The 12,082-nt window shown below is 60.0% G+C and carries 8 protein-coding genes and 2 riboswitches; of the genes, 3 read left to right on the top strand and 5 right to left on the bottom strand.

Annotated elements, in window-relative coordinates; translation table 11 throughout:
• The first annotated feature begins 262 nt into the window (after window positions 1-262).
• Complete coding sequence (locus EA797_RS04255; protein ID WP_147456808.1) at window positions 263-3,319, top strand: hybrid sensor histidine kinase/response regulator; 3,057 nt, start codon at window positions 263-265, stop codon at window positions 3,317-3,319.
• Window positions 3,320-3,499: 180 nt separating this feature from the next.
• Window positions 3,500-3,597, top strand: a riboswitch (glycine riboswitch).
• A 4-nt stretch (window positions 3,598-3,601) separates the two neighbouring features.
• A riboswitch (glycine riboswitch) is annotated at window positions 3,602-3,688 on the top strand.
• Window positions 3,689-3,748: 60 nt separating this feature from the next.
• Window positions 3,749-5,017 carry a D-amino acid dehydrogenase gene (locus EA797_RS04250; RefSeq protein WP_122163910.1) on the top strand — a complete coding sequence of 423 codons (1,269 nt, stop codon included), beginning with the start codon at window positions 3,749-3,751 and terminating at the stop codon, window positions 5,015-5,017.
• A gap of 80 nt (window positions 5,018-5,097) precedes the next feature.
• Here EA797_RS04250 and EA797_RS04245 read toward each other — a convergent pair whose 3' ends face one another.
• The 5 genes from EA797_RS04245 to EA797_RS04225 form a co-directional block, all read right to left on the bottom strand.
• Complete coding sequence (locus tag EA797_RS04245; protein ID WP_122163909.1) at window positions 5,098-8,049, bottom strand: PAS domain-containing protein; 2,952 nt, start codon at window positions 8,047-8,049, stop codon at window positions 5,098-5,100.
• A 149-nt stretch (window positions 8,050-8,198) separates the two neighbouring features.
• Window positions 8,199-8,540 (bottom strand): FKBP-type peptidyl-prolyl cis-trans isomerase, encoded by a 342-nt coding sequence (locus EA797_RS04240; protein ID WP_122163908.1) that lies wholly within the window; start codon window positions 8,538-8,540, stop codon window positions 8,199-8,201.
• A gap of 26 nt (window positions 8,541-8,566) precedes the next feature.
• Window positions 8,567-8,920: a YkgJ family cysteine cluster protein gene (locus tag EA797_RS04235; RefSeq protein WP_122163907.1), complete on the bottom strand. Its 354-nt coding sequence runs from the start codon at window positions 8,918-8,920 to the stop codon at window positions 8,567-8,569.
• 70 nt (window positions 8,921-8,990) lie between these two features.
• A complete protein-coding gene (locus tag EA797_RS04230; protein WP_244214057.1) occupies window positions 8,991-9,284 on the bottom strand; it encodes a GNAT family N-acetyltransferase in 294 nt (97 codons plus the stop codon).
• 40 nt (window positions 9,285-9,324) lie between these two features.
• Window positions 9,325-9,645 carry a hypothetical protein gene (locus EA797_RS04225; RefSeq protein ID WP_122163905.1) on the bottom strand — a complete coding sequence of 107 codons (321 nt, stop codon included), beginning with the start codon at window positions 9,643-9,645 and terminating at the stop codon, window positions 9,325-9,327.
• Between the two features lie 240 nt (window positions 9,646-9,885).
• Between EA797_RS04225 and EA797_RS04220 the strand changes: the two genes are divergently transcribed.
• Window positions 9,886-12,036, top strand: a complete 2,151-nt coding sequence (locus EA797_RS04220) for a NosR/NirI family protein (RefSeq protein ID WP_122163904.1) — start codon at window positions 9,886-9,888, stop codon at window positions 12,034-12,036.
• The last annotated feature ends 46 nt before the right edge of the window (window positions 12,037-12,082 follow it).

The following is a 12,082-nucleotide window of genomic DNA, read 5'->3' as shown; positions in this document are numbered from 1 at the left end:
GGTAGCGGCCGGCTGAGCAAGCGTAACGGCAGTCGGATATTGGCGCAGCTGAACTGGACCTGGGCTTGGCTTTACCAAGTACCCATGCTCACCTCGAGCAGATCGCTTAAGCTACGGCCTTCCGCACGACATCGCATTTATTCCCACAGTAATTTTGCGACTTTCCCAATCGAGTCGTCAGGGTGAGGTTAGTTTGAATCAACCAAATGGAGCCAAATCTCGGCGATCCGTGCCATTGCGCAGTCGTTTGCTGACGATTGCGATGGCTGGCATCTTGCCGCTGGCTCTAGTCGCCGGCTTGGGCATGGTCTCGATCGTCAGTGAGCAGAAGGAGCTGGCCAAACAGCGCAGCCTTGAGGCTACGCGGTTGGCTGCGACTGCCGTTGAAGTCGAGCTGAGCAGGTCGCTCAACGTACTGCAGGCCTTGTCCAAATCTCCATTGCTCGACGCAGACGATCTTGACGGTTTTGCCGACATGGTTCGGCGGGTTTTGCCGTCGGTGCCCAGCTGGCATGCCGTGCTCATCATCGATCAGACCGGACAGGTGCTGCGCCGGGTGTCGCTGCAGTCTCTCTCCAACTCGTCATCCATCGCGGAGCCGGAGAGCTTCATCGAACTGCTACGCAGTAGGGGACCACAGATTGGCAATATGGCGAGAGGCCCCAGCGGTTCCTGGGGTATCCCGTTGCGGGTGCCGGTAAACACCGATGCTGATGAAGAGCCCCGGTATGTGCTCACCGCTGTGCTACAACCGCAGGCCATCGCCGATGTGATCAACAATCGCCGGCTCCCGGAAGGTTGGGTCAATACGGTACTGGATGCCAATGGTGTGCGTATCGCCCGCTCGATGCGTCACCAGGAAACCGTTGGCGGCGTGGCTGCGCCGATGCTTCAGCAAATGCTGGAAGAGAATCCGAGCGAGGAGGGTGCCGGTCGCTCCGAATCGGTCGAAGGGAAAGCGCTCTACACCTCCTTTGTTCGCTTGCAGCCCTCAGGGTGGGTAGTTGCCACGGGCATTCCAAGCGCGCTGGTGGAAGCGGGCGCCGCACGAGCTTATACGCTCTATGGCGGTGGTCTCTTACTGTCCTTGCTATTCGCGGTAGCGGCAGCGCTTTTCGCGACGCGCCGGATCAACGTGCCAATGGAGCAATTACGCGACGCGGCGCAGGACATTGGCCAAGGCCAGCTCGTCCAGGCGCCCGAAAGTGAGATCGAAGAGATTCGCGAGGTCGGACGCGCCTTGGCGAGTGCGGCACAGGCGCGCCGGACGAGCGAAGCGGAGCGCGACACCATGCTGTCCCGGTTGGCGCTGGCACAGCAGGACCTGACCCAGCAGGTCAGTGATCTGGAGCTGATACAGGAATTGAGCAATCGCCTGTTGCAGATGCCTAGGCTCAATGAGCAGTTGCAGGCGATCATCGATACTCTTTGTACCCTGCATGGCGCTGAGCATGGGTTGCTGGCACTTAGCGATGGCTCGAAACCATTGCGCATTCATGCATCAAGAGGTTTTTCCGTCGACTCGCTGGCGATCATGGACAACGTGGAGCCTGGCCTTGGCGCGTGCGGGATTGCTGTCCAGGACGGCACGCGGGTGGTTGTGGCGGACACCGAAACCGACCCGCGCTTCCGCGAGTTCGTTACGGTGGCTCGGACCGAGGGTTTCCGTTCGGTTCATAGCACGCCCATCCGGCACAGCGATGAAAGCGTTCTGGGAACCCTGACAGTACAGCTGAAAGAGGCCAGATCGCCGACCCAGCGGGAGATTCGTTTGGCGGATCTCGCTGCAGGTATTGCAGCGGTATTCATCGACCGAGCGCGTGCGCAGTCCAAGGTCGGCATGTTGGAGCAAAGGCTCCAGGTCGCGCTTGATTCCTCGACCGTCCCCTTCGCAATCGTTACGCCGCGGCATGACGAGTCGGGCGAGCTGAACGATTTCATCCTCGAATTCATCAACCCGACCGGGGCTGCCAGCCTGCGTGGCACCGTGACTGATCTGGTCGGACGCAGGCTGCGAGAAGTGCTTGGGCCCAACGCCAACCCGCAAGCGCTTGAGACGTTGGCAGAGGTGATGCAGTTTCAGCAGCCGCGTGATCTGGAAATGCGCAGCACGGCGTTCAACAGTGAGCGATGGGTTCGCCTGATTGCCACGCCGTTCGATTCGAGCGTGGCGGTCTGGTTTGCTGATGTCACGCAGGCCAAGCACCAAGAGCAGGCGATCCTGGAATCGGATCGTCGCAAGGACGAGTTTCTGGCCACACTTGCTCATGAGCTTCGCAATCCACTCGCACCGATCCGTCTGGCAGCCGGCATCTTCGGCTCTGCCTCGGCGTCGGATGCGCAGAAGCAGCGCAGTCAGCAGATCATCGAGCGTCAGGTACGGCACATGGCATTGCTCCTGGATGACCTGTTCGACATCTCCCGCATTACCCTTGGCAAGTTGGTCTTGCGCAAGGAAAGACTGGATCTGCGTACCGTCGTCGAGGCTGCCATCGAAACCGCACGCGCGAAGATCGAGACCAAGCAGCATGAGTTGAAGGTGACGTTACCGGCGCAGCCCATTTTGCTGGAAGCTGACCCACTGCGCCTCGAACAGATCCTGACCAACCTGATCAACAACGCGGCCAAGTTCACTCCGAACGGGGGCTGCATTCGCATCACTGCTACGACCGATCAGGGTAATGCGGTTGTCACCGTTGCTGACAACGGCCTGGGTATCGCGAAAGAAAATCTCAAGCTGATCTTCGAGCGATTCGCTCAGGTGCCCGTCTCCGGCACTCATGTCAACACGGGGCTCGGGATTGGGTTGGCGCTGGCCAAGGGCTTGGCGAAGCTACATGACGCCGAGCTGCGCGTGCACAGTGAAGGTCTGGGGCATGGCGCGGCGTTCAGCTTGTGCCTGCCTGCCTTACCGGTCAGCGATCTCGCCGAAAGTGGCAGTACATACCAAAGCGTGACCGTGAACAAGCGGCGCATCCTGGTCGCTGACGACAACCGGGACATCGCCGAAACCATGGCTGAGATACTTCGGCTCGAAGGCCACGAAGTGCATCTGGCATTCGACGGCGTCGAAGCATTCGAGCGCTATCAGCAACTCGAGCCGGAAGTGGTGCTGCTGGATATCGGCATGCCTGGCCTGCGCGGCGATGAAGTGGCGCGCATGATTCGGGGCCAGCCAGTGGGTACCAGCGTCAAGCTGATCGCCATCACCGGTTGGGGGCAGCCGAGTGACAAGGAAAATGCGAGAGCGGCGGGATTCGATATGCACATGACCAAACCGGTCGACATCCAGCGGCTAATCTCGGTAGTGGGCGAATGAGCACGTGTCCGACCATAGGCGGGCTATCTTCCTCGTCGCACTTGAGGTAGAAACGGCATCTTGCACGCTGAGTTCAGCAAGACAGGTACACGCCCTTCGCTGAAGCGGATGGTTGCTAGAGCTGTCGAGTGGCACGCTGCATGCATTGTGCAAATTGCCGTGGCTCAGGCTCGCGGCAGTGATGTGATATCGGGAGAGACTGCAACGGCTTCGCCATCAGCAGCGCCGAAGGAGCAACCGCCCCGGAAACTCTCAGGCAAAAGGACCGATATCACCGGTGAACTCTGAAGAGCCGCCGGGCCGTTCGTCGCCCGTCGCACCGAAGGAGCAAGCGAGCGCGCTCGTGAAACTCTCAGGTCCAGAACAGAGGGGGCGCCTGATCCGCACGATGCGGACGGGCTCTAACCCTTGACGTTCTGGAGCTGCACCATGAAAAAAACTATCGCTGTCGTTGGTGGCGGAATCACCGGCATCACAACGGCCTATGCTCTGGCCAAGCGTGGCTTCGCTGTAACCCTCTTCGAAAAGCACCGCTACGCGGCAATGGAAACTTCTTTTGCCAACGGCGGCCAGCTATCTGCCTCCAATGCTGAGGTATGGACACACTGGTCAACCATCCTCAAAGGCATCAGGTGGATGCTCAAGAGTGATGCGCCGCTGCTGGTCAATCCCAAGCCCAGCTGGCACAAGTTGTCCTGGTTCGCTGAGTTCATCGGTTCGATCCCGCAGTACCGGCATAACACCGTCGAAACCGCACGCCTGGCTATCGCGGCGCGTGATCACCTTTTTGCCTGGGCCGAGGAGGAGGGTATCGACTTTGATCTGAAAAAAGCCGGAATCCTGCATATCTACCGCGACAAGGCTGGTTTCGATCATGCCGGCAAGGTTTCGACCATGCTTGCCGAGGGTGGCTTGCCTCGCCGCAGCGTTACACCTGATGAGATGCGTGCCATCGAGCCGACGCTGGCTGGGCAATATTACGGTGGCTACTACACCGAGTGCGATTCCACCGGCGACATCCACATGTTCACTAACGGCCTCGCGGCGGCGGCCATTCGCCTGGGTGTGGAATGCCGTTATGGGCAGGAAGTCAAAGGCGTAAGGACAGATGGAAAGCGGGCCAGCATCATCCTCGGTACTCCCGGTGGTGAGGAAATTTTTCAGTTCGATGGCATGGTGATCTGCGCCGGCACCGCCAGCCGGGCATTGGCGTCGCAATTGGGCGACCGCGTGAATATCTACCCGGTGAAGGGGTATTCGATTACGGTCAACCTCAACGATGAGGCCAGCCGCGCCGCAGCTCCCACGGTCAGCCTGCTTGATGACGAAACCAAACTGGTGACCAGTCGCCTCGGTGATAGCCGTTTGCGTGTGGCCGGCACGGCCGAGTTCAACGGCTACAATCGCGACATCCGTGCCGATCGGATTCGCCCGCTGGTGGAATGGGTTGCCGAGTGCTTTCCGGGTGTCAGTACCCAGAGCGTAGTGCCATGGGCCGGGTTGCGCCCGATGATGCCAAACATGATGCCCAAGGTCGGCCGCGGCAGTTCATCGTGCGTGTTCTACAACACCGGGCATGGGCACCTCGGCTGGACACTCTGCGCCATCACCGCGGACATGGTGGCTGATGTAGTGAGCGACTCGATGGGAGCTGCTGGCTCTCCAGTGACGTCCGGCGTGCGGCCGGCTCACGCTTGAAGCCTGCGACGGTTGCCTCGACAGAGGCAACCGTCGTGAATGCCACTTGGCTTAGGGCGGCTCAGGCGCCCGCGCTGTTGTCAGTGGTGGCGGGTCACTGCGGCAATGGCTTCTATAAGTTCGGCCTGAGAAAAAGGTTTGGCAAGCAGCGGGATCTTGGTTGCGGCGGTGCCCGCCGGAATCTCGGCATAGCCACTTACGATCAGAATCGGCAGGTCTGGCTGCGTTCTGCGCACCTCCAGCGCAAGCTGGGCACCGGTCATCTTCGGCATCGCGTGGTCGGTGATCAGCAGATCGAACTGCGAAGCCTTGAGCTGCTCCAACGCCTGCGCGCCCGAATGCGCGGTTGACACCTGGTGACCTTCATCACGCAACATCTCAGCGGTGTTGAACAGCACCAGCACGTCATCATCCACAGCCAGGATGTTCAACCGGGCCGGATCACCGGACCGATCACCGCTCGTTGTGACAGTGGCTTCAGCGGCGATGCTCTCCTGAATGGCCGGCAACCATATCTGTGCGGTTGTGCCTACGCCAACTTCGCTGCGTAAAACCAGCGTGCCGCCCGATTGCTCAGCGAAACCATGGACGATTGAAAGCCCTAGCCCCGTGCCTTTGCCGACGCCCTTGGTTGTGTAGAAGGGTTCGGTGGCGCGTTGCAGTGTGGCTTCATCCATGCCGTTGCCTTCATCGGTTACAGCAAGGCACAGATAGGTGCCGGGGCCGAGGCCGCTCTGGCGTTCGATCCGTTCCCTGTTCGCGCTGATGACGATTCGACCGGCCCCATTGATAGCGTCCCGTGCGTTGAGCACGAGATTGAGCAAGGCTGTCTGCAGCTGATTGGGGTCGGCGTTGATGCTCGGCAGATTCGCTTCGACTTGCATCTCGATGGTCACTGCAGGATCCAGCGAGCGCTCCAATAGCTCGCTCATCTCATCGATCAATCGGCCTGGCTGAATTCGCTCGGCGAGTAAATCCTGCTTGCGGGCGAACGCCAGCATGCGACGTGTCAAGGATGCGCCGCGCTCGGCCCCAATTCGCGCGTTGTCGATCAGCCGCAGCAAGGGCGAGTCAACGGGGACCCGTTTGCGCAGCAGTTCCAGATTGCCCATGACGGCAGTGAGCAAGTTGTTGAAGTCGTGAGCGATCCCACCAGTCAGGTTGCCGAGCGCTTCCATCTTCTGAGCTTGCTGCAACGCCTGCTCGGCCTGTACCCGCGCCGTGCTGTCCACTGCCTCTGGAACAATGCCAACTACCGTGCCGGCTTCGTCGAGTACCGGCCTGATCGAGAAGTCGAAAGAATGTACGCCGTCGCGCAGCTGTAATTGCATGCTCAGGTTCTCGCTGCCGCCTGCTGCCGCCGTCGTGACACCTTTTCTGATCGTCGGAAGCATGCCGGGCGTGGCGCTGAACCAGGGCGTCGACCAGAAGGCCATACCCACCAGCTCATCGAGCTGCGAGCCTGTGCCTGCAAGCGAAGTGGGATTGGCGTAAACGAGATTGCCATCTGGGCTGAGCAGCCACTGATACAAATGAGAGCTGGCTGCGACGGTTCGGATTTGCGCCTCGCTCTGGGCCAGCGCAGCGGTCCGCTCCTCGACTTGGCGCTCCAGCTCTTCACGGAAGCGTTGTTCGGCGAGCCGCACGGCCGCTTCGGAGCGCACACGCTCTATATGTGCCCAGGACCGCTCTGTCACTTCTGTCAGCAGGGCCAGCTCCTGCGGTTTCCATCTGCGTGGCGTCCTGTCATGGATCGCCATGAGTGCAGTCAGCTTGCCTTCCTTGATCAGCGGCATGCAGATGGTGGCTGCCAGATCGAGGTTGAGAAATGTGGCCGCTTCGTGGGCGGGCAATTGCTCTGCGTTGTCATCGAGAATCAGCGGCAGACCTGCATGCAGGTTGGTCTGGGCAAGATGACCGAAAGCGGCGAGGCTGTAGTGACCGACAATTCCCCGCGCACCCGGAGCCGCCCAGTTACCGCGGATCGTGAAGCCATCCTCGTCCGGGTCCATGTCGGCGTAGGCGCAAACGGTTACGCGTAGATGCTGGCCGAGCGATTCGGTTGTGATGGCCAGAATGGTGTCGGCATCGGTATGGGCGGCCGTCGCCTTGCCCAGCGCATCAAGAAAGCCTGTTCGTCGTTCCGCCTGCGCACGCTGGGTAACATCGTGTCCCTGGACGAAAATGCCGCTTACGGCACCCTGGCTGTCGATGACCGGCTGGAAAACGAAGTCGAGGATGAATGCCTCTTCTGGTTGCCCAGCATTGCGCTGGATATTCAGCTCCACGGAAGTGCCTACATAAGCGGTGCCGCTTCGATAGACCTGATCCAGCAATTCGATGAAGCCTTGCCGCGCGATCTCGGGCAAAGCATCACGAACGGGCAGCCCTATCAGGTCGCGGTTGCCGAGGAGGTTGGCGTAGGCCGGATTGGCCATTTCGAAGCGATGTTCCGGCCCGCTGAGCATTGCCATTATTCCAGGCGCCTGCTCGAACAGTTGGGTCAGGCGTTGCTTCTCGGCAAGTAGATGGCGCTCGGCCCTGACGCGCTCAGTGGTTTCCACGACGAAAGCGATGACACCGGCGGGCGTGCCCGCCTCATCGAGCACAGGGGAATAATCCAGGTTCATCCACACCTGTTCGGGCCGGCCGTTGCGGTGCAACGTGAGTTCCTGATCCCTGTAGGCGAGGGTGCCGCCGGCCAGGCACACTCGCATGACCCGGTCGTTGAACTCCGCCACCTCCGGCCAGCCCTTGCGAACCTCCGAGCCTAACAGCTGCGGATGCCTGCCAGCGGCGAACACCGAGTAGGCGTCGTTATAGAGCATGATGCCCTGTTCGCCCCACAGCAGCACGATGGGCACCGGCGACAACAGCAGCATGGATGTGACGGTCTTGAGGCTCTGCGGCCATTGTGCAGGCGGGCCGAGCGAGGTGCCGGACCAGTCATGTGTGCGAATGAGTGCGCCCAGTTCGCCGCCTCCCAGGGGGAATTCGGCTTCATCCGGCGCCGTGGGTGCTTCTGCTGTCATCGAAGAATTCATTCTGGATTTGGTGGTACAGGAAGTCGTCCGTGCGTGGCCACCGAGGGGTAGCGCTCAACATTGTCGACTAACAGGCTTTGATCACGCTGAAGCGGCAAAGTTGGACTGCATATCGCTGGCCGTGCGCTTCGTCACATTCAATCGTCGCGGGTTAAGACTTCCAGCAGCTCGATCTCGAATAGCAGATTCGAGTTTGGCTTGATGTGCTCGCCAATTTGGCGCTCGCCATAAGCGAGGTTTGCGGGCACGAAGAGTTTGCGAATGCCGCCCACCCGCATGCCCATCAGGCCGATATCCCACCCCTTGATCACGCGTCCTGTACCAATCACGCACTGGAAGGGCTTGCCTCGCTCGTACGAAGAATCGAAGGTGGTGCCGTCTTCGAGCTGGCCGCGGTACTGAGTCGTGATCAGCGCGCCCTTGGACACGGCCTTGCCGTCCCCAAGGCGGACGTCATCTATCTGCAGTTCGTTACTCATCATCTCCCTCATAATATGTAAATCGCCTAAACCAAGACCTGACGAGTGCTGGCAATGAGCTGGTGGACCTGCTTCTCAACCTGTGCTGTTGTGGGTGTTTCCGGCCCTCTGCCGCGGGGGCAGGGCAGGCTCTCGGTGGTGCCGAACAACCGGCAGATCAAGGGGCGCTCGTCGTATGCCTCGCAGCCGTTCGGCCCAAGGTGCACGCAGTTCCACTGCGCCAGCGCTTCATCATGCTGCGATGCGCTCCGGTGCGGCAGGCGAGCCATTTCTTCGGAAGAGGCGGTCACCGGGCCGCAACAGTCGTGGCAGCCGGGTACGCAGGCAAAGCCTGGAATCTGTCGGCGAAGGTGTTCGATCTTGCGATGGGTACAGGTCATGCGTGGTACTTGCTATCGGGGGCGGCATGTTACCTGTCTGGACGCCACATGCCTGCCCCTGTCGCCTCGCTTATTGCGTATCGACGATGTCACTCCACTCATCATGCTTCTTGACGTAGGCGGCGACGAATTCGCACTGAGGTACGACCCGCTTGCCACGTTGGCGAACGTCGTCTAGCGCTTCGCGGATCAATTTGCTTCCCATGCCCTGTCCCTCCAGGCTTGGGTCAACTTCGGTGTGAGTGAATATCTGGCGATCGCCGTCTTGCTGATAACTGGCGACACCCAGCGCCTTGCCGTCCACGTCGAGCACATAGCGCTGCTGTTGGTGGTCGTGTCGCACGGTTGCGTGATTCGCGTTCATACAAAGGACCTCATATTCATTTCGGACATTGGGCGCATGTTCAGCAACCCTGGAGCGCGTCGACCAGGTGTTTTCCCAGTTCGATTCCACGGTCCCTCGCTTCGTCATAGCTGCGGTAATGCTGCTCTTGATCGACTTCCACAGGGACCACGATCTCGAGATCCTTGACGACCTCGGCGCCAACGGCCCAGAGGGTTTCGCCGAACGTCTCGTACTCGTAGCCGGTGAGGTGCACGATCACGTCATGGTCGCGGTAGACCAGACGATGGCTATGCGGAATCTGGTGATCACTGCCGCTCGGGATGTGGGCAGGGGTCTCGAAGTACGGCTGTTCGGCGTCCGGTTTGACTGCCTTGGTCATCGCTGGGCCTCCGCTGATTGGTCTAGCTTGGGCCTGGTAAGCGGGTGCATCGTTCCGTTGCGATGACGGTTCGGTTGCGATAAGGGCCGGGGACAGACGCATCGATCTCTCGCTGTCTGGCGAGGCACCGCGAGTGCCCCGGGGTAGCACTGAAGTACTGCTCTTTCACTGCCCAAGTCGAATGGCGGTCGGTGGCGCTCTGGATAGCATGGGGCATAACAACAAAACCCTGAGGCATAGATGACACGCTGCGCTCGCTTCCTACTGCGCGTGTTGGTGCTGCTTAGCGCGCTGGCCAGCCCGACGCTCTTCGCCCAGGTGCCCGAGGCCCAGATCCAGCAGCTTTTCCCCAAGGCCACGCGCATCGAGCCGAAACAGGCTGATCCGCCGGTCCAAAGCGTTTACCAGTTGGATGAACTGCTCGGCTATGCCTTCGAGTCCACCGATTACTCGAATCTGCAAGGCTTCTCCGGCAAACCGATCCGGCTGCTGATCGGTTTGGACACACGGGGCGTGCTCACCGGCGTGACCGTTCTGGAGCATCACGAGCCGGTGTTTCTGCACGGGCTCGGCGAGCAAACGCTATACGATTTCGTTGATCAGTATCGGCAAGTCTCTGTCGGGAAACCCATCGTGGTCGGTAGCCGTACCGCAGCGGGGAGCGCTGGCGATTCAGTTACCCTGCTCGATGGTGTGAGCAAGGCGACGGTGTCGGTCGTGATCCTCAACGAGACTGTGCTGCTGTCTGCCCTTAGTGTCGCGCGCAAATTGCTTGAAGGCTTTGCCAGTGGTCCCCTGGCGACGCCCAGGGCTGATCTTCATGAATCGCTCGATTGGGCGCAGCTGCTCGCGCGCGGCTTGCTCCAGCACTGGACCATCACTCGCAGCGAGCTGGAATCAGCGCTTGGCGGAACGCTTGACGACTACCCGGAAATCGATCCGGAGTACGACAGTCAGCCGTTCAGCGAGCTTTATTTCGCTTACCTGAATGCGCCAATGATCGGCCGGAACCTTCTCGGGGATGAGGGTTTCGCGCGGCTCAACGAAGAGCTGAAAGCCAACGAGCAGGCGCTGCTGGTGCTGTCATCGGGTATGTACCGTCATGTGCCGGACGACTTCGTTCCAGCGACAGTGCCCGCGCGGCTTGTCCTGATGCAGAACGATCACGCGATCGAGCTGCATGACATGAACTTCAACAACGGCGCGGTGAAGGATCAGCTCAACATACCAGTCGGTATGTCCATGGAGGGATTCGAGGCAAACATCTTTCGCATCAAGACGCACAATGCCTTCAACCCCGCCGAGCCTGCTGGCTTGCGCCTGAATGTAAGGCTGCAGCGCAACCACCTGGTGGAGAGCAGCACGCAGCTCACCCGCGGCTTTCAGCTCGATCCTTATCTATTCGAAACTGCAGATCCCCTGGTGGTCGTGGACCCGGCGCCAATCTGGCTGCGCATGTGGCATGAGCGTTGGTGGCAGATTAGCCTGCTCGGCGCGTCGCTGATCCTGCTGACCGGCGTGTTCATCTGGCAGCACCGCATCAGCAGAAACAGCCGAGGTTTCCACCTGTTTCGCGCGGGCTTTCTCATGTTCACGCTGGTGTTCATCGGGCTGTACGCCCAGGGCCAGCTCTCGGTAGTGAACATTTTCACGCTGCTGCTGGCGCTCTGGAATGACTTCGATATCCGCGTCTTCCTTATGGACCCTGTGATCTTCATCCTCTGGAGCTTCACCTTCATCAGCCTGTTGATCTGGGGGCGAGGGGTTTTCTGTGGCTGGCTCTGCCCGTTCGGCGCACTGCAGGAAATGCTCGGCTGGGCCGCAAAAGGCTTGCGCATCCCGCAGTGGAAGATTTCAGACCGCAGTCATCATCGCTTGCAGTGGGTGAAATATCTGATTTTGATCGGCCTGGTGCCGACCGCTTTCTTTTCGCTAACGCTCGCCGAGCGGCTCGCTGAGGTGGAGCCGTTTAAGACCAGCATGACGCTGTTTTTCCTACGCTCATGGCCGTTCGTGCTGTACGCGCTGATCCTGCTCGGGCTCGGCCTGTTCGTGCACAAATTCTATTGCCGCTACGTATGCCCATTGGGCGCGGGACTGGCGATCCTCGGCAAGTTTCGTCTGTTTTCCTGGCTCGAACGCATCGATGCCTGCGGCCAACCTTGTCAGCACTGCAAGCATCAATGTGAGATCGGTGCGATCAAGCGCGACGGCCGTATCGACTATGACGAATGCATTCAATGCCTGGAGTGCATCGTGATCCTCAACAATGAAGGGCAATGCGTAGCGAGCATCAGTGCCCGCAAGAAGGCTGCGCGGGCAGCGCGGAGCGCTGAGGGCGAGCTGATCGTCACCGATGCTACGCAGCCACGTACGTCCGAAGCGCTATGACACGCGCAGATGTGACCGATGCGTTCTGCAGATATGCAGAGAGGGT

It is taken from the genome of Stutzerimonas zhaodongensis (assembly GCF_003696365.1).
GTDB classification, from domain to species: domain Bacteria; phylum Pseudomonadota; class Gammaproteobacteria; order Pseudomonadales; family Pseudomonadaceae; genus Stutzerimonas; species Stutzerimonas zhaodongensis.
Note: the sequence above shows the minus strand (reverse complement) of the source record. Positions and strands in the feature narration are given on the sequence as shown.

Bases quoted from the DNA above. Each gene is read 5' to 3' on its own strand.
- EA797_RS04250 (WP_122163910.1), top strand. From the start codon at position 3,749: ATGAAAAAAACTATCGCTGTCGTTGGTGGCGGAATCACCGGCATCACA.
- EA797_RS04220 (WP_122163904.1), top strand. From the start codon at position 9,886: ATGACACGCTGCGCTCGCTTCCTACTGCGCGTGTTGGTGCTGCTTAGC.
- EA797_RS04230 (WP_244214057.1), bottom strand. From the start codon at position 9,284: ATGAACGCGAATCACGCAACCGTGCGACACGACCACCAACAGCAGCGC.
- EA797_RS04245 (WP_122163909.1), bottom strand. From the start codon at position 8,049: ATGACAGCAGAAGCACCCACGGCGCCGGATGAAGCCGAATTCCCCCTG.
- EA797_RS04240 (WP_122163908.1), bottom strand. From the start codon at position 8,540: ATGAGTAACGAACTGCAGATAGATGACGTCCGCCTTGGGGACGGCAAG.
- EA797_RS04235 (WP_122163907.1), bottom strand. From the start codon at position 8,920: ATGACCTGTACCCATCGCAAGATCGAACACCTTCGCCGACAGATTCCA.
- EA797_RS04225 (WP_122163905.1), bottom strand. From the start codon at position 9,645: ATGACCAAGGCAGTCAAACCGGACGCCGAACAGCCGTACTTCGAGACC.
- EA797_RS04255 (WP_147456808.1), top strand. From the start codon at position 263: ATGGCTGGCATCTTGCCGCTGGCTCTAGTCGCCGGCTTGGGCATGGTC.